The 20,976-nt window shown below is 40.6% G+C and carries 18 protein-coding genes; 8 read left to right on the top strand and 10 right to left on the bottom strand.

The window, feature by feature from the left end:
* From G4D82_RS12175 to xerA, 4 genes are all read right to left on the bottom strand, one after another.
* Entirely contained in the window at positions 1-1,017 is a 1,017-nt protein-coding gene (locus G4D82_RS12175; protein WP_207788170.1) for a DNA-methyltransferase, read from the bottom strand.
* A 221-nt stretch (positions 1,018-1,238) separates the two neighbouring features.
* A complete protein-coding gene (locus G4D82_RS12170) occupies positions 1,239-2,030 on the bottom strand; it encodes a DUF4261 domain-containing protein (RefSeq protein ID WP_166337563.1) in 792 nt (263 codons plus the stop codon).
* A gap of 191 nt (positions 2,031-2,221) precedes the next feature.
* A complete protein-coding gene (locus tag G4D82_RS12165) occupies positions 2,222-2,542 on the bottom strand; it encodes a low molecular weight protein tyrosine phosphatase family protein (RefSeq protein WP_166337562.1) in 321 nt (106 codons plus the stop codon).
* Positions 2,543-2,680: 138 nt separating this feature from the next.
* Positions 2,681-3,748, bottom strand: coding sequence for a site-specific tyrosine recombinase/integron integrase (xerA, locus tag G4D82_RS12160; protein ID WP_235924349.1), 1,068 nt, complete (start codon positions 3,746-3,748; stop codon positions 2,681-2,683).
* A gap of 88 nt (positions 3,749-3,836) precedes the next feature.
* Here xerA and G4D82_RS12155 point away from each other — a divergent pair, with 88 nt between their 5' ends.
* Positions 3,837-4,874, top strand: coding sequence for a quinone-dependent dihydroorotate dehydrogenase (locus tag G4D82_RS12155; RefSeq protein ID WP_166337561.1), 1,038 nt, complete (start codon positions 3,837-3,839; stop codon positions 4,872-4,874).
* Here G4D82_RS12155 and G4D82_RS12150 read toward each other — a convergent pair.
* Together G4D82_RS12150 and G4D82_RS12145 are read right to left on the bottom strand one after the other, a co-directional pair.
* Positions 4,857-5,570: a DUF3307 domain-containing protein gene (locus tag G4D82_RS12150; protein ID WP_166337560.1), complete on the bottom strand. Its 714-nt coding sequence runs from the start codon at positions 5,568-5,570 to the stop codon at positions 4,857-4,859. The genes G4D82_RS12155 and G4D82_RS12150 overlap by 18 nt on opposite strands.
* Complete coding sequence (locus G4D82_RS12145) at positions 5,567-6,169, bottom strand: hypothetical protein (RefSeq protein ID WP_166337559.1); 603 nt, start codon at positions 6,167-6,169, stop codon at positions 5,567-5,569. The genes G4D82_RS12150 and G4D82_RS12145 overlap by 4 nt, the downstream gene beginning before the upstream one ends.
* A gap of 175 nt (positions 6,170-6,344) precedes the next feature.
* Here G4D82_RS12145 and G4D82_RS12140 point away from each other — a divergent pair, with 175 nt between their 5' ends.
* On the top strand, positions 6,345-7,208 hold the full coding sequence (locus G4D82_RS12140) for a hydroxymethylglutaryl-CoA lyase (RefSeq protein ID WP_166337558.1): 864 nt from the start codon (positions 6,345-6,347) through the stop codon (positions 7,206-7,208).
* Positions 7,209-7,490: 282 nt separating this feature from the next.
* Positions 7,491-8,963 carry an IMP dehydrogenase gene (gene guaB, locus G4D82_RS12135; protein ID WP_166337557.1) on the top strand — a complete coding sequence of 491 codons (1,473 nt, stop codon included), beginning with the start codon at positions 7,491-7,493 and terminating at the stop codon, positions 8,961-8,963.
* A 577-nt stretch (positions 8,964-9,540) separates the two neighbouring features.
* On the opposite strand, the gene G4D82_RS12130 is transcribed toward guaB, so the two are convergent.
* On the bottom strand, positions 9,541-10,059 hold the full coding sequence (locus G4D82_RS12130) for a DUF7935 family protein (protein WP_166337556.1): 519 nt from the start codon (positions 10,057-10,059) through the stop codon (positions 9,541-9,543).
* A 140-nt stretch (positions 10,060-10,199) separates the two neighbouring features.
* On the opposite strand from G4D82_RS12130, the gene G4D82_RS12125 reads away from it, so the two are divergent.
* The 3 genes from G4D82_RS12125 (at position 10,200) to G4D82_RS12115 (ending at position 14,478) form a co-directional block, all read left to right on the top strand.
* Positions 10,200-11,396 (top strand): carboxypeptidase-like regulatory domain-containing protein, encoded by a 1,197-nt coding sequence (locus tag G4D82_RS12125; RefSeq protein WP_166337555.1) that lies wholly within the window; start codon positions 10,200-10,202, stop codon positions 11,394-11,396.
* A 97-nt stretch (positions 11,397-11,493) separates the two neighbouring features.
* A complete protein-coding gene (locus G4D82_RS12120; RefSeq protein WP_166337554.1) occupies positions 11,494-13,842 on the top strand; it encodes an ATP-dependent helicase in 2,349 nt (782 codons plus the stop codon).
* Between the two features lie 15 nt (positions 13,843-13,857).
* On the top strand, positions 13,858-14,478 hold the full coding sequence (locus G4D82_RS12115) for an L-threonylcarbamoyladenylate synthase (RefSeq protein ID WP_166337553.1): 621 nt from the start codon (positions 13,858-13,860) through the stop codon (positions 14,476-14,478).
* A 552-nt stretch (positions 14,479-15,030) separates the two neighbouring features.
* Here G4D82_RS12115 and G4D82_RS12110 read toward each other — a convergent pair.
* The 3 genes from G4D82_RS12110 to G4D82_RS12100 form a co-directional block, all read right to left on the bottom strand.
* Complete coding sequence (locus G4D82_RS12110; RefSeq protein ID WP_166337552.1) at positions 15,031-15,867, bottom strand: OmpA/MotB family protein; 837 nt, start codon at positions 15,865-15,867, stop codon at positions 15,031-15,033.
* A 111-nt stretch (positions 15,868-15,978) separates the two neighbouring features.
* Positions 15,979-16,971: a glycosyltransferase family 2 protein gene (locus G4D82_RS12105; RefSeq protein WP_166337551.1), complete on the bottom strand. Its 993-nt coding sequence runs from the start codon at positions 16,969-16,971 to the stop codon at positions 15,979-15,981.
* Entirely contained in the window at positions 16,968-17,420 is a 453-nt protein-coding gene (locus G4D82_RS12100) for a type I restriction enzyme HsdR N-terminal domain-containing protein (RefSeq protein ID WP_166337550.1), read from the bottom strand. The genes G4D82_RS12105 and G4D82_RS12100 overlap by 4 nt, the downstream gene beginning before the upstream one ends.
* A gap of 208 nt (positions 17,421-17,628) precedes the next feature.
* On the opposite strand from G4D82_RS12100, the gene holA reads away from it, so the two are divergent.
* Together holA and G4D82_RS12090 are read left to right on the top strand one after the other, a co-directional pair.
* Entirely contained in the window at positions 17,629-18,639 is a 1,011-nt protein-coding gene (gene holA / locus G4D82_RS12095) for a DNA polymerase III subunit delta (RefSeq protein WP_166337549.1), read from the top strand.
* Between the two features lie 25 nt (positions 18,640-18,664).
* A complete protein-coding gene (locus G4D82_RS12090; RefSeq protein ID WP_166337548.1) occupies positions 18,665-20,863 on the top strand; it encodes a TonB-dependent receptor plug domain-containing protein in 2,199 nt (732 codons plus the stop codon).
* Positions 20,864-20,976: the final 113 nt, after the last annotated feature.

The following is a 20,976-nucleotide window of genomic DNA, read 5'->3' as shown; positions in this document are numbered from 1 at the left end:
TTAGTTTTTGTTTGAATCTGTAGAATTTATATTGTCATCACTTTGCTCATCACCTATTTTCCAGTCATTCGGGATTTGAACGATTTTGTCATTAGGCTTAGGTTTATGGATTGGTTTGTTTATTGGTCGGAATTTCAATTTTCCATCGTTAAAACTTTGAATTCTTTCCTTAGCAATTTTACAATATTCTTCCTCTTTTTCAATTCCCATTGCATTACGATTATTTTTAATTGCTCCAAGAACTGTTGATCCTACACCAGAAAATGGGTCAAGAACCCAACTTTTTTCATTTGTCAAAGCAAGCACGCATCTCTCAACTAATTCAACTGGAAATTGGCATGGATGATCAGTTTTTTCTGGATGATTAGATTTTACATTTGGAATGTCCCACATGCATGTTTCCCAATCTTGTTGAATAATTTCCCATATATCACTAGGATTTTTACCAAGCGGATTACCGGAAGGTAATCCTTTTTTTGGTCCTTTAAAATGTAGTTTTCCAGGATATTTTGACGGAACTCTAACAGCATCTAAATTGAAAATATATTTATCAGTTTTACTAAACCAAAGTATAGTTTCATAACGACCACTAAATCTATTTGATGCATGTAGACCGTGACCAAAATACCAAATAATTCTATTTCGTAATTTTAGTCCAAGCTTTTTGAAAATTTGATAGTAATAAATATCAAGTGGAAATATCTCGCCTTTGTCAACATAGTTTCCAACCTGCCAGCATATACTTCCTTGATCGGAAAGCGTTCTGACAAGTTCTGTAATAATTTCTTCTTGAGTTTCTAAGTACTTTTCAATACTCGTTTTTGTCTCGTAGGATTTTCCGATATTGTAAGGAGGAGAAGTTAATATAAGATCAAATTTTCCATCCTCTACTTTTTTGAGTACAGATAAACTATCACCTTCGGTGATGTTATACGTAATTTCGGGACTTATATAATCAAACAACGGTTCTTTTACTTTCATTTCAATAGGCTTATAGGCAAATTTAATTAATTGCATTTTAGTTTGTGTTAAATCAATGCGGAAGTTATACACGACATTTTACACAAATTTCTGTGCGTGAAAATCGCCTTGCCTATAACGGTCCGCGGCCTCGCGCAGTGGCGGATTTGCAAAACGAGTTTTCTCCGCTAAAGATAGAATTTCTTCGTGAAAAATAGAGTAGAGGCTAAGAAATTAGAGACATTGCGACGAGACCGCTGTTGTGTGCAGCTTTTCTTTTATATTTCAAGTTTCAAAGTTTGTCCTTCTACAAAAAGTCCTTTTGACTTGGTGATTTTTATTTTCTGTTCTGCTGTATAACCTAATGTTTCACCACTTTTAAACGTAACATCACTGTTTATTACATAAGCACAAATGTTGCTTAAAAAACTGTGCATTTCTTCTAAATCAAGATTGGCGTTGATAAATTCCATTTCTAGTTTGTCAAATGCAGTTAAACCATAACTGTAAGCATTATTCCCATTTTCTCCTTTTCGTAATCCAATATATATCCATAGGTCAAGTGGAATTTGGTCAGTTTTTAATGCTTCTGCACTGTCAAGATATTGTTGTCTTGGAATAAGTAAAGATTGAGAACCTTGATAAACACCTATACAATTTGTAGTTGCCACAATAGAAGACAATACTTTTGTCAAAATTTTGAAACGTTCTACTTCATTGTTTTTACTTGACATTACTGTTACAATAATGTGGGAATTATGATTTTCCAAATCTTTGTTTGCAGTCATCCAATTGTAAGAATATTGAGCAGTACTTTCAATGTCGCCCCAAGGAATTTGAACTGGCATTGTCGCAAGTGCAATAGTTTCTCCTTGAATTGAAAATGTAACAGTTCCACTTTCTCCATTTACATCTGAAATAGTAGTATTCCAATTGTTTTTTAGATATTCCAAAACTTTGTTAAGTTCAAAAGTTTCGCCACTGTTAAACATTGGCATAGCAAGCAGAATGTTACTCTTTTTAGTTTCTTCTGGTTGTTCTTTCTTTTTAAAGAAGTCAAATAGTCCCATATTTTTTTTAGTTATTTATTTACGTTTCGGTCTGTTAAAGTTGCACACAACGGTCCGCGGCCTCGCGCAGTGGCGGATTTGCGAACTGAGTTTTCTCCGCTAAAGATAGAATTTCTTCGTGAAAAATAGAGTAGAGGCTAAGAAATTCCAGACATTGCGACGAGACCGCTGTTACCGGCTGGTGTTCTTATTTATAAATACGATGCAACTGACATTTGTATTTCTTCAATTAATTCTTTGTCCATGTATTTATAGTTGTCAGCTATTTCTAGAATAATTATTTCTACATTTTTTGTTTCGCTTGGAAAATTCAAAATCAGTTTTTCTTTATGATGCTTTTCCATTACAAAAATTACATCTGCCCAAATCAACAATTTTGAATTTATTTTTACACGCGCGGAATTTTCCGTTCCAGCTGATTTCACTATAAATTCAGGATGGTTTTTATAAATGGTTTCGGCGGTTAAACTTCTCCATTTATTTCTGCTGCAAACAAATAATATGTTCTTCAAATTTCTAGTTTTATTTCAAGGCTATTGCTTCACACTTGCCGGTAACTCCTTTATACCTCTCAAAAAATCAAACCAAGCATCCAACCTAAGGCAGCTTTGTATGAAAAAAGAGGTTTTTATATTTGGCTAATATACAAATTATAGGTCATCGAAAGGGCTTTTGATTCGCTGCAAGTTGTGTGTACTGACATGTGTATAAATCTCGGTAGTTTTGCTGCTATTGTGGCCAAGTAATTCTTGAATGTAACGCAGGTCTGTACCAGTTTCAAGTAGGTGTGTGGCATAACTATGACGTAACCAGTGAAGGGTTACTGGCTTTTGGATTCCTGTTTTTTCTAACGCAAATTTTAACACGCTTTGAAGGCTCTTTTCTGAGTATTTTTCTCCTTTAATTTGACCTTCGAATAACCATACCTTGGGTTTGTAGCCTTTATAATAGTCTCTTAACATTTCGAGAATTTTAGGTGACAATGGGGCTATTCTGTCTTTTCTTCCTTTTGCTTGATGGATAAAAATTAAGTTTCTATTAGAGTCAATGTCGGCAGGTTTTAAATTGAGCAATTCACTACGGCGAAGCCCGCAACTGTATATTAATGAAAGCATTACGCGATGCTTTAGATTCACGTGGGCCGTTAATATCTGTTTTACTTCTTGTTTACTGAGTACGTTGGGCAGGAGCTTGGCGCGTTTTGGTCTGTGAATACTGTCCATTTCGATTTTCTTGTTCTGGATAGTCGAGTAGAATAGCTTAATAGCATTCACTATTTGATTTTGATAGGAAGCGGATAAGTTATTTTTAAGTATATATTCGTTATTAAATACAATTAAGTCGTCATTGGTAATTTCTTCAACTTTTTTATTTTTAAAGAAATACAAAAAACAAGTTAAAGCTTCGGTGTAAGTTTTTATAGTGTTAGGGCTGTATCTTTTTGATTGTAACCAATTCCTGAATTTCCGGACTTGCTCTAAATTTTCAATAGTATGGATTTTTTTTGGTTCGGCCTCAATTTTGAAACGGAGGCGATTTTCTTCTGTGTCGGGAACGTGCCACGTTTTTAGGGTATAGCTCCAGCGAGCATCGGGAAAAGTTTTCATTCTTTGGTTGAAAACTTGACTTTTTTCAAAATAGATTGCAATTCTTTTTTCGGCTTTATGGGTAATCAATGTGGCTTTCCAATTCATGGCGTATAAAATATAAATAGGCATTTACTTAAGAATAAAGATAAAAAAAATAATCAATGTGCAAGTCTTCTTTGGTATCAGAATGTTATTTTTGCGGAACAACAACACAACTATGTATAAATTACTGATTCGTCCGGTACTTTTTTGGTTCGATCCAGAAAAAGTGCACCATTTTACTTTTGCCGCTATCCGATTTTTATCCAGAATTCCCGGCTTCCCGGTGCTTTTTAAGTGGCTTTATGTGACCGATGATGTCCGATTGGAACGGGAAGTTTTTGGTCTGAAATTCAAGAATCCGGTGGGTTTGGCAGCGGGTTTTGATAAAGATGCCCGATTGTTTCAAGAGTTGGATAACTTCGGATTTGGTTTTATCGAAATCGGAACGCTTACTCCGAAGCCGCAAGAAGGCAATCCTAAAAAGCGATTGTTCCGATTAAAATCAGACCAAGCCATCATCAATCGAATGGGTTTTAACAATGGCGGAGTCAATGCTGCTGTGGAGCGCCTTAAAAAAAATAAAAATGTATTGGTCGGAGGAAACATAGGCAAAAACAAAAATACGCCTAATGAAGACGCCGTTTCTGATTATCTAATTTGTTTTGAAGCTTTATACAACGTTGTTGACTATTTTGTGGTCAATGTCAGTTCGCCCAATACGCCGAATTTACGAGCCCTGCAAGATAAAGAACCCTTAATGGAATTATTGCAAACGCTAGAAAATGAGAACCAACAAAAAGCCAAGCAAGCTTCCATAAAATCCAGGCCTATTTTACTTAAAATTGCTCCCGACCTTACCGATGAGCAACTTTTAGATATCATCGACATTGTCAAAACGACTAAAATTGCGGGTGTAATTGCAACCAATACCACTATTTCGAGAGAAAATCTCCAATCAGAAAACCAAACAGAAACAGGAGGGCTTTCGGGTAAACCGCTAACTCAAAGAGCGACAGAAGTGATTCGATTTTTATCCGAAAAAAGTAACAAAGCCTTTCCAATTATTGGAGTCGGTGGAATTCACTCGGCTGAAGATGCGCTCGAAAAACTCGATGCCGGAGCTAGTCTTGTTCAATTGTATACTGGTTTTATTTATGAAGGTCCGGCACTAATTAAAGCCATTAACCAGAAAATTCTAGAGCGATTGCAGTAAGATAAATTCGGTCAAGAAGCCTGTCAACATGGCGATGCCAAAACTCAATAAAGTGCCAATCAAAACGTATTCGGTGAGTTTTCGGTCTTTGGCTTCTTTTAAATCTCCGAAACGGAAAATTGACTTTGCGGCCAGTAAAAATCCGATGGCTTCAAAATGTCCGGTAATCATAAAGAAGAACACAAATAATCGTTCGAGAATACCGATATAATTTCCAGCATTTTCCAATGAATCATCTTTGTTTTCAGGTTCTTCGGGTGTCCAAATTGAAATACTATTTTTGATTATTACAGAAGTTGGCTTGGTCAGCAAAAGAACACCGGTAGCTATAATCCAAAACCTTTGATCTAATTCATATTGATTGAGATTTTGGTACTGATAGCAGTAAGCCACGACCAACAGAACCAATACATGCAAAGCTTGATCTACCAGAAACCAAAGTCTTTTTGTTTTATTTTTTTGAAAGTGGAGTTTTATAAAATCGATGATACCATGCGTGATGGCAATGAGGAAAGCCCAAATTCCAAACGATTTTTCACCAACAATTATCCAAGCCAAAACCCCGTGAAGCAGTGTGTGATAATACAAATAAAGGCTTTTGTGTTTCAGTTTTTCCTTGGCATAGACCCATTTTGTGGGCTGCAACAGAAAATCGCCGAGCAAATGTGCCAGCAGCAGTTTAACCAAAACCATCATAGCGATTTGATTTTTTCTTGGTAGTACTGTTCTAGTTCTAGTATCAAATCAAACTGTGCGCGTTTACGTCTTTTACTCACTGCGGCTTGATTGATTTTGAGTTTATTGCCCATTTCTTCCTGTGACCAAGTAGGGTTTTCTATTGCCAGAAGCACCAACTCAGCCGATTGTGCGAGCCAATGGTTCATGAAAGTTTGTGCGAGCCGGAGCATCAGGTTAATTTCCTGATTTAAAATGGCATTACCGGTATTGATTGTCAAGTTGTTCTTGAGTTTTTTCAACTGCTCAAAATACTCACCCGAACGAACAAAAGCGCTGCCATTGCTTTCTGAAATTTTTGTTGCTTGATAAGTTTTCTCGCCCAGACCGATACTCATACGCGCATCTAGTTTCAAGGTTTTCAGATAGGCTTTAATGTGAATGGCAGCACGAAAGGCGAGTTGCGGGTCGATTTCTAATTGAAAAGCATCACCACGGTAAATTTCCCAACTCCCGGGCTGGCTTCCGTATTGGCTTAATGTGTGTTTTAAACCTTCCATCCAAACTGAGGTAGCCAGTTTTCGGGAGTTGATAATATCTCCGGTGATAATACTAGTCATGTTTCAAAAGTACTAAAAAGTTCTATAAATAGTAAAAAACATTCATTCCTAAATAATAGAATATTTATTATTATTCCCAAATTAAGTAATATCTCTACTTATTCCAAAATAATGGCATGTTTTTTTTTACTCAAACGATATCGGTAAACGATTTTCCTTTGTATATTTGGCCTTCATGAATCCGATTAAAATCATAGAATGCCCGCGCGACGCCATGCAAGGAATCAAGCCTTTCATTCCAACGGAGCGCAAAATTACTTACATCCAATCGCTGTTGCGTGTGGGTTTTGACACTATTGATTTTGGCAGTTTCGTTTCCCCGAAAGCCATTCCGCAAATGCAAGATACTGCTGAGGTGTTGGCCGGGCTAGATTTGTCACAAACCAGCAGTAAATTGCTGGCTATTATTGCCAATACCCAAGGCGCTATTTCGGCTTCGCAGCACCAAGAAATTCAGTATTTGGGCTTTCCGTTTTCCATTTCAGAGAATTTCCAAATGCGCAATACACACAAGACCATCGCCGAATCATTGGTTACTTTGCAGGAAATTCTCAACATCGCCGAACAAAACAATAAGGAAGTGGTCGCTTACCTTTCGATGGGTTTTGGCAATCCGTATGGCGATCCATGGAATGTAGAAATCGTAGGCGAGTGGACCGAGAAACTCTCGAACATGGGCGTGAAGATCTTGTCGCTTTCAGACACTATCGGCAGTTCGACTCCTGACGTGATTACTTATCTGTTCTCCAACTTGATTCCGCAATATCCACAGATTGAGTTCGGGGCGCATTTGCATACCACACCAGATAAATGGTTCGAGAAAATCGATGCGGCCTACCAAGCCGGTTGTCGCCGTTACGATGGAGCGATTCAGGGTTTTGGCGGCTGTCCGATGGCCAAAGACGACCTTACGGGCAACATGCCGACTGAGAAATTGTTGTCTTATTTTACTGCGCAAAAGGAAAATACACGCACCAGTCCGATGAGTTTCGAGAGCAGTTATAACGAGGCTTCGAAGTTATTTGGTGAGTTCCATTAGAAGCTTTTTCCGGCTGTTCATTCCAAGTGGGTTGGTGCTACCTTTTTTTTAAACGCCCCGAAATGCGCTTCCGCTGGTCGCGATTGCAGGGCAATAAAAAATAAGGCTTCCCTGCACTCAGCTTTCCATTGCCATCCGGGCTAGGTTCAATTAATAATTAATAATTAATAATTAACAATGAGTGATTAACAATGAAGTAAATCCGCCCAATTATTAATTATTCATTATTAATTATTAATTAACTACATTTGCTCGCAATTTAACTACAACACACAAATTGCAATGAACGCACACCACTCCAAGATCGTCGGGGAAGGTTTAACCTATGACGATGTACTGCTGGTTCCCAATTACTCCAATGTTTTACCGCGCGAAGTCAGCATTCGTTCCAGATTTTCTAGAAATATTACGCTCAATGTGCCAGTGGTTTCAGCTGCGATGGACACGGTAACGGAAAGCTCGATGGCGATTGCGATGGCCCAAGAAGGCGGTATTGGCGTGCTGCACAAAAACATGACTATCGAGCAACAAGCCGCTAAAGTTCGTAAAGTCAAACGCGCCGAATCGGGAATGATTATCGATCCGGTAACTTTACCATTGACCGCGAGTGTTGCTGATGCCAAGAACGCCATGAAAGAATTCGGCATTGGCGGTATTCCCATTGTTGATGAAAACAAAACTCTGAAAGGCATTGTGACCAATCGCGATTTGCGTTTTGAGAAGAACAACACGCGTCCGATTGTAGAAGTAATGACTAGTGGAAATTTAATTACCGTTGCCGAAGGCACTTCACTAGAACAAGCAGAAGTGGTTTTGCAAGGAAACAAAATTGAAAAACTTCCGGTGGTCAATTCAGAAAATAAACTTGTCGGGTTGATTACCTTCCGCGACATTACAAAACTCACCCAGAAACCAATTGCCAATAAAGATACTTTTGGGCGTTTGCGCGTAGCTGCGGCTGTTGGCGTTACGGCAGATGCAGTTCAACGAGCAGAAGCCCTAGTTAATGCTGGTGTTGATGCGATTATTATTGATACGGCGCATGGTCATACCGAAGGCGTGGTTACAGTGCTTAAGTCGGTGAAGAAACAATTTCCAAATCTTGATGTAATTGTAGGCAATATTGCTACAGCTGAAGCCGCAAAATATTTAGTAGAGAATGGAGCAGACGGTGTAAAAGTTGGCATTGGCCCAGGCTCTATTTGTACTACACGTGTTGTGGCTGGAGTTGGGTTTCCACAATTTTCTGCCGTGCTTGAAGTCGCAGCTGCGATTAAGGGAAGCGGTGTTCCGGTCATTGCCGATGGCGGTATTCGTTATACTGGCGATATTCCTAAAGCGATTGCTGCTGGAGCCGATTGTGTAATGCTTGGTTCGCTGCTGGCCGGAACCAAAGAATCTCCGGGTGAGACGATTATTTTCGAAGGCCGCAAGTTCAAGTCTTATCGCGGAATGGGATCTGTAGAGGCGATGCAAGAAGGTTCCAAAGACCGTTATTTCCAAGATGTGGAAGACGATGTAAAGAAACTCGTTCCCGAAGGAATTGTAGGCCGCGTGCCATATAAAGGCGAACTCAACGAAAGCATGCAACAATTCATTGGTGGTTTGCGTGCCGGAATGGGTTATTGTGGAGCGAAAGATATCCCGACGTTGCAGGAAACCGGAAGGTTTGTGAGAATCACTTCAAGCGGAATTACCGAAAGCCATCCGCACAATGTGACCATTACCAAAGAAGCACCGAATTATTCGAGGTGAGAAGTGCCTGAGTCGCTTAGTGCCTGAGTGCCTTAGTTTCTCTTGCGCTCGCTAGCATTTTTCGCCTTTCCCAGTAACTTCAGCAGATAATTACCCGACTATTTGTTGGTTTCTGGAAACGACCAAGTTGAATCAAAACGAGCTCAGGCACTAAGGCACTCAGCGACTGGTCTTTGCTTTTATCAGTACTTCAAAAGTTATGATTACCGAACTATTTCTTGGTTTCAGGAATCGACGAGTCTATTCAAATCAAACTCAGGCACTCAGCGACTGGTCTTTGCTTTTATCAGTACTTCAAAAAGTTATGATTACCGAACTATTTGTTGGTTTCTGGAATCGACGAGTCTATTCAAATCAAGCTCAGGCACTAAGGCACTCAGCTACTCAGGCACTTTCTAGCCCTGATGGCAGCGGCATCCTTTTTTGAGAGGAACGAACAAAAAAGATATAGCGTACAGCAGGTTCCCGGCTCCTGAAAAAAATAAAACACGAATTTGCTTCGCCAGTTCGGCTAAAGCCTCGGGTCACGAATTTCGATAAAGCAATTAGTGATAATTAGTGGAATTTGTGTTAGCTTTTATAGAAATGCTTTCAACTCATTTTTCAAATAACCCATTGCGGCATTGCTCGGGATGGGTTTTTCCATTAAATCGCTGAGGATGACCTCGCGCAATTTGTCGGCGCTGTCTACACGTTCGCTCATAGCGGCTTTGCGAATCATTTGAATCGTCGCGTTTTTGGCGGTCACGATGATGGTCCAGCAGTCGTCGCTCATGTAAATTTGTTGGGTCAAGTTGTGCTCGAATTCCTGCTCTATTTGCGCAATGACGTAGTTTTCGTAATCGTTTTTATCTTGCGAAATAGGAGCAATACGGATTAGCAATTTGGTCGGATTGATGCGCTCTAAAAACAAAGCCATGCGTTCGTAGGCTTGAAGCCTTAAAGGCAAAGCGTCTTTCTGATTTTCCTTTTGCAAAAGCCAACGACGGGTTTTTTGTTGGTCTTTGAAATAAGCCGTGAATAGGTAATAGGCCACACCGCCGGTAATGAGAGATGGTAAAGTATAGCTGAGGATTTCGAGGAGTTTGGTTTCCATAGTTTGTTTTTTATCGACGCAAAAATAGAAAATACTAAGCCCGGAAAAATGAAATTAAAATTTTGTTTAGAAAATTTATTAAAGTTTTAAAATCTGGGCGGTTTGGATTATATTCGCTTACGACTTAAACTCCTTTTTATATGAAAAAATTCTCTGCCTTATTGTTACTTATTAGCACGCTTTCTTTTGCTCAAAACACAGTTATTCGCGGTTTGATTAAAGATGCCGTTTCAAGTGAACCCGTGATTGCGGCTTCTATTGGTGTTCAGAATTTAGGTTTGGGCACTATCAGTAATGAAGAAGGGAATTTTCAGCTCACCGCGCCTGAATCAGCTAAGATTATTGTGAGTTGTTTAGGCTATAAAACCTTGGCAATTCCGGTCAGTGAGTTTCAAAACAACATTAAGTTGATCGCACTAGAACCAGCCGAAGAACAACTCGAAGAAGTCATGGTCACCAAAGTGCCGTTGCATGAATACTTGATGGAAGTGTTTCAAACATCTAAGGCCCGATTCAATAAGCCGATTCTGCTGCATACTTATTATCGCGAATTTGTTAAATCCAATGGGAAGCACGTCAAATTTTCTGACGGAATGCTTGATTACCATATCAGCGGAACCACCAAGAAAACCAAGTCTGCTTTGGTCATCAAACAAAATCGTTCTTTCTTTTTGAGCAATAATGAAGAGGATGAAGACTCAAGAGCATTGGTCAATATTCAAACGGCCATTTCCAGAAGTTACGATTTTGGTTATTTCATAGAAACCTTATTGGATGAAAAACACTATGAAGACTACGAGTTCATGCTCAAATCCAAGAAAGACAAATCCGGTGGCGAGTTGTATGTAATTAGTTTCGAACCCAAGACCAGCATAGAAAAACCGCTATTCAAAGGCTGGGTCACTTTTGACCCGAAGTCTAAGTTGATTTATGAAATTGAAACTTACACCGCGCCGACGCACGAGCAATATGCCAAGACCATTAATTTTTTAGTGGCCAAAGCAGCTATCCTTAACATGAAATACAAAGTGGCTTTTAAACTGGTCAACAACAATTATCTGATGTATTACAGCAATCGTTACGGTAAGGTCAGGATATGGAATAAGAAACACAATTACCTTGAAGAATGGAGAAGCGACTTAATTGTGACCGACTTCGAGAAAGACCAAGGCTATGATAAAAAATTGGTTTCCAAGCAGAAACGCTTATATGACAAACCTACACAATACACTGAAAAATTCTGGCAAAAAAACAACGCCATCGTACTGACTGACGAGGAAGAAAAAGTGATTTCGTCACTCGAGAAAGATGCGATTGTGGTGCCACCAACCGAATAAAAATTGGCTTTATTCTTAAGGGTGAAATATTTACTTTTGCGAACTGTTTAATCGTGCTCAGGCACTAAGGCACTCCATAACTCAGGCACTTTAAAAAATGCAACAACACATTAGTCAGCTCAATCAAGCGCAGCAATTGCCAGTTTTGCAAAAAGACGGGCCGATGATTATTATTGCCGGTGCCGGTTCTGGCAAAACGCGCGTACTTACCATCAGGATTGCGTATTTGATGAGTCAAGGTGTTGATGCTTTCAGTATTTTGGCGCTTACTTTTACCAACAAGGCGGCCCGTGAAATGAAAAGCCGTATTGCCCAAATTGTAGGCGCGAGTGAAGCCAAAAACCTTTGGATGGGAACATTCCACTCGGTGTTCGCCAGGATTCTTCGCGCCGAAGCAGACAAACTGGGCTATCCGTCGAACTTTACTATTTACGATACCCAAGATAGTGTGCGGCTCATTTCTGCAATTATCAAAGAAATGCAGTTAGATAAAGACATTTACAAGCCGAAGCAAGTTTTGGGTAGGATTTCTTCTTACAAGAACAGCTTGATTACGGTCAAAGCTTATTTCAACAATCCGGAATTGCAAGAAGCCGATGCGATGAGCAAAAAGCCGCGATTAGGCGAAATTTACCAGAACTATGTAGACCGTTGTTTCAAAGCGGGTGCGATGGATTTCGATGATTTGCTGCTCAAGACCAACGAACTGCTAAACCGTTTTCCGGATGTATTGGCGAAGTACCAAGACCGTTTTCGCTACATTTTGGTCGATGAGTACCAAGATACCAACCATTCCCAATACCTGATCGTGCGCGCGTTGTCTGACCGTTTTCAGAACATTTGCGTTGTGGGCGATGATGCGCAAAGTATTTATGCTTTCCGTGGCGCGAATATCAACAATATCTTGAATTTCCAGAAGGATTACGACAATGTGCAGACTTATCGGTTGGAACAGAATTACCGTTCTACGAAGAACATTGTTGAGGCCGCGAATTCCATCATCGAAAAGAACAAAACCAAACTCGATAAAGTGGTCTGGACGGCTAATGATTACGGCAACCGCATCAAAGTGCACCGCAGCATTACCGATAGCGAGGAAGGTCGTTATGTAGCCAGTACTATTTGGGAAGAAAAGATGCGCCAACAACTGAGCAATAATCAGTTCGCCATTTTATACCGCACTAACGCGCAATCGCGGGCGATGGAAGATGCGCTCAGAAAACGCGATATTCCTTATCGGATTTACGGCGGCTTGTCGTTCTATCAGAGGAAAGAAATCAAGGATGTACTTTGTTATTTGCGACTAGTCATCAACCCGAAAGACGAAGAGGCGTTGATTCGTGTGATCAATTACCCTGCGCGCGGTATTGGTGATACGACGATTGAAAAACTTGTGGTAGCGGCCAATCACTATAAGCGCTCGGTTTTCGAAGTCATGCAGCACATCGACAAGATTGATTTGAAGCTGAATTCCGGAACCAAAGCCAAGTTGCATGATTTCGTGACGATGATCCAAAGTTTTCAAGTGATTAACGAAAGCCAAGATGCCTTTTATTTGGCCGATCACGTGACCAAGAAAACCGGTTTGGTGCAAGAACTCAAGAAAGACGGAACGCCCGAAGGCATTGCAAGAATTGAAAACATCGAAGAGTTACTCAACGGTATCAAGGATTTTACCGAAGGCCAGAAAGAAGTCGATGGTGCACGCGGTGCTTTATCTGAGTTTCTTGAAGATGTAGCTTTGGCCACCGATTTAGACAAAGATACCGGCGACGACGATCGGGTAGCTTTAATGACAATCCACTTGGCCAAAGGCTTAGAGTTTCCGTACGTTTTTATCGTGGGCATGGAAGAAGATTTGTTCCCAAGCGCGATGAGTATCAGCACCCGAAGCGAGCTTGAAGAAGAACGCCGTTTGTTTTATGTGGCTTTAACCCGAGCAGAAAAACAAGCCTATTTAACTTATGCGCAATCGCGTTACCGTTGGGGCAAACTCACTGATTGCGAACCGTCGCGGTTTATCGAGGAAATCGATCCGCAGTACCTGGAATACCTTACTATTGAAGAAAGCAATTATCGCTACAAACCGATGATTGATACTGATATTTTTGGCGATATCGACAAATCGAAGTTGCGTTTGACCAAACCTGTAAGTGGCACGCCCCCAAAAAAATACGGCGAAGAACCTACAGCGATCATTCGGAAATTAAAACCGGTTTCCGGCAAAGCGCCGTCAAATAATTCTAACCTGTTCGACTCGAATTTAACCGTAGGAAATGTTGTCATGCACGAACGCTTCGGCAAAGGCCAAGTCATGAACCTCGAAGGTGTCGGGGCCGACAAAAAAGCCGAAATTAAATTTGAGGTTGGCGGGATTAAAAAATTGTTGTTGCGGTTCGCCAAACTCGATATCATCGGGCTCACATTATTAATTATTAACTATTAATTATTCATTAAAAAAGTGAGTCAATTCATCAAAATATATGAAGACAAGCCCAGCGAAGCCGCGATCAAAAAAGTAGTCGATGTGCTCAAAAGCGGCGGTTTGGTGATTTATCCGACCGACACAGTTTATGGTTTGGGCTGCGATATCACTAACAGTAAAGCTTTGGAACGCATTGCCAAAATCAAAGGCATCAAGTTGGAGAAAGCCAATTTCTCTTTCGTTTGTCACGATTTGAGCAACTTGTCTGATTACGTAAAGCAGATCGACACTTCGACTTTCAAATTGCTCAAACGCGCTTTGCCCGGGCCATACACTTTCATTTTGCCCGGAAACAACAATTTACCCAAAGAGTTCAAGAAAAAAACGACCGTCGGAATCCGCGTTCCCGACAACAACATTGCGCTCGAAATCGTGAAAATGCTGGGCAATCCGATTGTTTCTACTTCTATCCATGACGACGATGAGGTTTTAGAATATTCCACCGATCCCGAACTCATTTTCGAGAAGTGGCAAAACCTAGTCGATTTAGTAATCGATGGCGGTTACGGCGATAACGTAGGTTCTACGATTATCGATCTTTCTGGTTACGAACCTGTCGTGGTGCGCGAAGGCAAAGGCGATCCGGATATTTTTTAGTTGACAGTTGTAGGTTTTGGGTTGTTTGGGCGTGACCACAAGGGTCGTGCTGTAGGCACTCGCTTTTTTTGCTACGACGTATTGGCTTTTCAAGGCTTGACTCCAAAAGTATCTTGACTATTCACGCGCTGTTACATGCAAAAAAGAGCTCAGACAATGCCAACATCCCTCACGCGGGTTTGCGGTGAGTTGTGCTTTTTTTGCTGGAAACAAAAGTTATAATGGACACTGGGCTCTAGCCCTGATTACCTCACGGTGTTAATTATTTTTTTTATAGGTGTTAGGTGAATGCTACGCATTTGCAGTGGCAGCCCGCAGCAAAGCGAGGACTATAGCGAAGAGCAGGTTCCCGGCTCCTGAACATAAAAAACGCCCGTTTTCCACCAAGTACTGTTTCTAAAAATTATTTCTTACCAAGAAGATATAACCGACGACTGACGACCGACAACCAAACGCACAACCCACAAAAAAAACGCCCGGTTTTCACCAAGCGTTATTTCTTAAAAGTTACTTCTTACCAAGAAGATATAACCGACGACTGACAACCGACAGCTATTTCTGTTTCTTCATTTCCTTTTCGATCATATCATAGAACTCATCGATTTTCGGCATGACGACGATTCTGGTTCTTCTGTTTTTAGAGCGGTTTTCTGCGGTATTGTTATCCACTAAAGGAATGAATTCGCTTCTACCGGCGGCGATGAGTTGCGCTGGATTTACTTTTAATTCTTTGGTCAACACTCTAACAATTGCTGTGGCACGTTTCACGCTCAAATCCCAGTTGTCGATTAGGATTGCGTTTCCGGTAAACGGAACATTATCGGTGTGGCCTTCGACCATGCATTCGAAAGTAGGTTTGTCGTTGATGACTTTGGCTACTTTACCCAAGATTTCTTTGGCACGGTCGCTTACCATATAGCTGCCGCTTTTGAATAACATTTTATCGGCAATCGAAATGAAAACGACACCTTTCTCAACATTGACTTCGATATCTGGATCTGAAATCCCGACAGAACTTTTTAGGCTCGTTACCAATGCTAAAGTTACGCTGTCTTTTTTGGTGAGAGCGTCTTGCATTCTAGAAATTTTCAAGTCTTTTTCCTTGATGGTTTCAAGGGCTTTCTCAATATTTTGGGCACCTTGTGCGGTAAGTGTGGTCATGTTGCCCATGTTATTGATGAGCTCCGAGTTGTTTTTCTTTAGAAAATCTATTTGGCTGGCCATTGCTTCTTTTTCGCTGAGGCAAAGGTTGAGTTTCACGGTGGTTGAATTCAATAAATCCTGACATTCCTTATTTTGCTTTTCCAAAGCTGCGATTTTCTTCTTGCTTCCGCATGAAGTTGAAACGAGCGCCAATACTGATAAGGCAACGATGATTCTCTTGTTCATGATCTTAAATTTAGAATTTGGTAATTATGATTGTTTGATTGTAGTGCAATTTGATTTTTCAAAAATAGAACTTAAAACAATTTATGTTAATGAAAAATGGCTAAACTAATGTTAAAACTGCTCGCCAAAGATAGTTCGCTTCTGAATAAAATACCGCCAGACGATGCTTTTTGTCAAGAAATAACGCGCGAGTTGTTGGTTGCTTCTCTTTTTGTAAGTTTTTGAAAACAAACTATAAAAAGCAAAATGCGCTTTGATGATGGCCTGCGTATGTTTGGGTTTTCCTTGTAGCAAAAATTGAATTCCGGCCAAACCGTCGAGGCACAACCGAATGAATATCGTTTGGTAGAGGTTGCGTTTCGGCAGATTTTTTAAAAGCATCAACAGCGAATTTCTGAAATTCAAGTAAGTCTTTTTGGGATTGCCTTGTTGTAGAGTAGCGCCACCAACGTGATAAACCACCGACAGATAAGTGTATTTGATTTGATGTCCGGCATTGAAAGCGCGCCAACACAAATCAATTTCTTCCTGATGTGCGAAAAAATCGGTGTCAAAACCTCCAAGATTTTCATAAACGCTTTTCCGGATAAAAAAACACGCGCCTGAAGCCCAGAAAATTTCGTTTTCGTCGTTGTATTGGCCTTGGTCTTTTTCGATGGTTTCGAAAATTCGGCCGCGACAAAACGGGTAACCATACTGATCTATAAAGCCACCAGCAGCACCTGCATATTCAAAGTACTGTTTGTTTTTATAATCAAGGATTTTGGGTTGGATGATGGCCGTTTGTGGTTCGTTTTTGAATTTTTCCAGAATTGGTTGGAGCCAGTTTTCAGTCACTTCAATATCAGAATTGACCAGCGCATAAATCTCGGCATCTACAAATTTTAAGGCTTCGTTATAGCCGCCTGCATAGCCTGAATTCGCAGCGTTTTGGATGATTTTAACCGAGGGAAAATAGTTTCTCACAAAAGCCACAGAATCATCACTGGAAGCGTTGTCGGCTACATAAATATCGGCTTGGGGCGAATATTGCACAACCGAAGGCAAGAATTTATCGAGCAAATCCCGGCCGTTCCAGTTCAAAATGACCACTGCGATTTTCATATAACGTTTATTCTGGTGGGTAATTCCTTTAAGAACTTATATTTCTCTTGCTCAAAATCCATTTGGCAAAAGTAGTGATTCTGGCCATTGGTCACCATTAAGTAGTCGGCTTGGAGCGTGAGGTTGTAGCGCGCAATTTGGTCGAAGGTATTTTGGGTGATTTTCACTTCGGGCGCTTTGCATTCTACCAACAATCGAATTGAGCCGTCAGCATTGAAAACCACAACATCATAGCGTTTGGATAGGCCATTGATTTTAAGGATTTTCTCGACGTTGATATACGATTTTGGGTAGTTTTTTTCGAGCAAAAGGTACTGTATTACGTGTTGGCGCACCCATTCTTCGGGTGTGAGCACCACAAATTTTTTGCGAATCTCGTCGAAGATAGCGACTTTATTTTCACTATTTTTGAAACGGAAGTTGTAGGCCGGAAAATTGAGCTTTTGCATGGCGCTAAAGTAATGGTTTTGCGGTAAAGAGCCAAGGGTGCTTTTGTGAGAAAATAACCGCTTCGCTGTAAGATACTGTATAAGCTTTCAGCAGCCCTAGCCCCGATAGCAGTGAAAAGCCCGCAGCTTGCGAGGACTTGCAACGAATAGCGGGAAACTGCTCCTAATCAATAATCAAAAGTCAGAAATCTGAAATCAGAAATCATCTATGGACGAAGTACTCAAGATTGTCAACGATATCAAAGCGGGCCAAATTCGGCCCATGTATTTCCTAATGGGTGAAGAGCCTTATTATATTGATAAACTGTCTGATTTTATTGAGCAGAATGTGCTTTCGGAAGAAGAAAAAGGCTTCAACCAAACGGTGCTTTATGGTCGTGATGTTTCGGTGGAAGATATTATCTCGACCTGCAAACGTTACCCGATGATGGCCGAGCGTCAAGTCGTGATTGTGAAAGAAGCCCAAGATTTATCAAGAACCATTGACAAAATTGAAAGTTACGCCGAAAACCCGATGCCGACTACTGTTTTGGTGATTTGCTATAAATACAGAACGCTCGACAAACGCAAGAAAGTAACCAAGCAACTCGAAAAAAACGGTTTGGTGTACGAAAGCAAAAAGCTCTACGAAAACCAAATAGGCGAGTGGATCAAACGGGTTTTGCAGGGAAAGAATTACGCGATTGAACCCAAAGCGGCGGCGATGCTCGTAGAATTTCTCGGAACCGATTTAAGCAAGATTAATAACGAACTGGAGAAACTGCAGATTATTATTCCGAAAGGCAGCACAATAACGGCTAAGCATATCGAGGACAATATTGGTTTTAGTAAAGATTATAATGTGTTTGAATTGCGCAAGGCCATTGGCGATAAGAACCAACTCAAGGCTTATCAGATTGCGCAGTATTTTGCCGATAACCCGAAAGACAATCCGATGGTGGTCACTACCAGTATGGTGTTTGCATTTTTTGTGAACCTTTTGCAATACCATGGTATCAAGGAAAAAGATAGAAATCCTAAGAATGTGGCGACCGTTTTAAAAGTCAGTCCTTATTTTCTTAAAGATTATGACGTGGCGCTCAAAAATTACCCGATGCGCAAAGTGAGCGCGATTGTGGCCAAACTCCGCGATATTGACGTGAAAAGCAAAGGCGTCGGTGCCAATGCGTTGCCAAACCACGACTTACTCAAAGAAATGTTGGTCGAAATATTCAACTGATTTTAAACTTTTAGGCCAGCAAAACTTGAGAAAAGGTTTTTTTAAAATACTGATTTGCATTTCGATTTCAGGTTATGCCCAAGTGAAGACCGATTCGATTCAAAGCATCAAACTCGATGAAATTATATTGAATCCGCTGCGCCATGAACAACCCAAACGAAAGCTTGCCCAGCAAATCGAGAGCATTTCAAAGACTTCGATTGAATTTCAGAATGTGCCGACTATTGCTGATGTGTTGGCCAATTCAGGAAAATTAACCGTTCAGAAATCTCAGCAAGGTGGTGGCAGCCCTGTGATTCGAGGCTTTGAAGCCAGTAGGGTTTTACTCGTCGTGGATGGCGTTCGGATGAACAACCTGATTTATCGTTCGGGGCATTTGCAAAACAGTATCACGGTCGATAGAAATATGCTAGAAAAAGTGGATGTTTTGTTCGGGCCTTCTTCTACTTTGTATGGCAGCGATGCTTTGGGTGGCGCGGTATATTTTCAGACCAAAGCCGCCCGATTGCTTTCTCAAACCGACCATAAGAAAATTTCCGGAAGCGCCATTTCTAATTACAGTTCAGTCAATGAAAGCAAATCGGTGCATGTGGATGTGAATGTTGCCGGGAAGAAATGGGCAGGATTGTCTTCGGCCTCGATGAATGATTGGGGCGATTTGAAAATGGGAAGACAGCGCAACGGATCGAATGCTTATTTTGGCGAGCGTCTATTTTATGTAGTAACGAACAATGGTCTGGACCAGCAAGTGGCCAACAACGACAAGTACTTGCAAAAATTCTCGGGTTACAAACAATACGATTTTATGCAAAAAGTGCTTTTTCAGGCAAGCAGCTCGTTATCGCATGGTTTAAATTTACAATATTCCACGACTTCGGATATTCCTCGATATGACCGCTTGACCGATGTTTCAGCCAATGGAGATTTGCGCTCTGCAGAATGGAACTACGGGCCGCAAAAGCGTTTCTTAGCAGTTTATAAAATGGCGAAAGATCAGTTGTTCAGGCAGACGAAAATGAATATTCACTTGAGTTATCAGAACATTGAAGAAAGTAGGATCAACCGGAATTTCGGTAGTCAGAATCGCAATTCCCGAACAGAAAAAGTCTCTGTGTTGGGTTTCAGTGCCGATTTTAATTCGAAAATCAACCGAGGAATATTGACTTACGGTGTCGACGTTTATCGAGACGATTTGAATTCGTCGGCTTTTCAGGAAAACATCATCACCGGCGCTACCTCTGATTTAGATACCCGATATCCCGATGGTCAGAACAGTTCGCTTAGAGCAGAAGGTTTTGTTTCTTATGCCGCTAGTTTTAACCCTGAACTTTCCTATAGTTTAAGTGCCAGAGCGGGCTATTCGATTTTAAAAAGCGAGATGGATACCAATTTTTTGAATTTGCCTTTTACTGCCATCGAGCAGCGCAATACTACTTACAGCGGTGCCTTCGGATTAGTCAATAATGCGACCAAGAACATTAAGTTGTCTTTCAATTTGGCTTCCGCCTATCGCGTGCCTAATATTGATGATTTGTCTAAAATTTTTGAATCGACGCCGGGCATTCTTATCGTTCCCAATGAACAGATTAAGCCAGAGAAGTCGGTTACGGCTGATTTAGGAATCACCATTTGGAACCAACGCCGATTTCAATTTGAGAATGTTTTTTACATCACTAAATTGTATGATCCGATTCGGTTGGATACTTTCGGTTTTAACGGGCAAAACACCATTGAATATGAAGGGCAAACCAGTGTGGTGTATGCCAATCAAAATCAAGGGAAAGGTCATATCACTGGTTTTATGTCGGTTATCAAAGCTGAAATTTTTAAAAGCGTACTCTTTGAAGGAACTTTTAATTTTACTCAAGGCAGTATTCGCAACGCAGACGGTAGAGCACCGCTAGATCATATTGCTCCGCTATACGGAAAAGTGTCGCTGACCTATCAGTCTAAAAAAGTAATGGTGGAAGGTTATCTGTTGTACAATGGAAAGAAAGACCTGAAAGATTATTCACCAAGCGGAGAAGATAATTTGCAATACGCACCAGCAAACGGCGCACCTTCATGGCAAACGTACAATCTGAAGACAGCACTTTCAATCATCAAGAATACTACAATTTTTAGTGGTGTGGAGAATATACTGGATATCCAATACCGCACTTTTTCCTCCGGAATCAACGCCCCAGGAAGAAATTTTTACGTTGGTGCTAAATACGTTTTCTAGAGTTTCTAGATGCTATTTAAATTCGATTAAAATTGGGTTTTGGAATGACATTGACCCAAACGAAGTAGTTAATTTTTATATATTTACGCGCGAAAATCAAACTCAGCATCCCA

This window comes from Flavobacterium lotistagni (genome assembly GCF_011392125.1).
GTDB classification, from domain to species: domain Bacteria; phylum Bacteroidota; class Bacteroidia; order Flavobacteriales; family Flavobacteriaceae; genus Flavobacterium; species Flavobacterium lotistagni.
The sequence above is the reverse complement of the archived record's forward strand: the minus strand, read 5'-3'. Positions and strand labels throughout refer to the sequence as shown.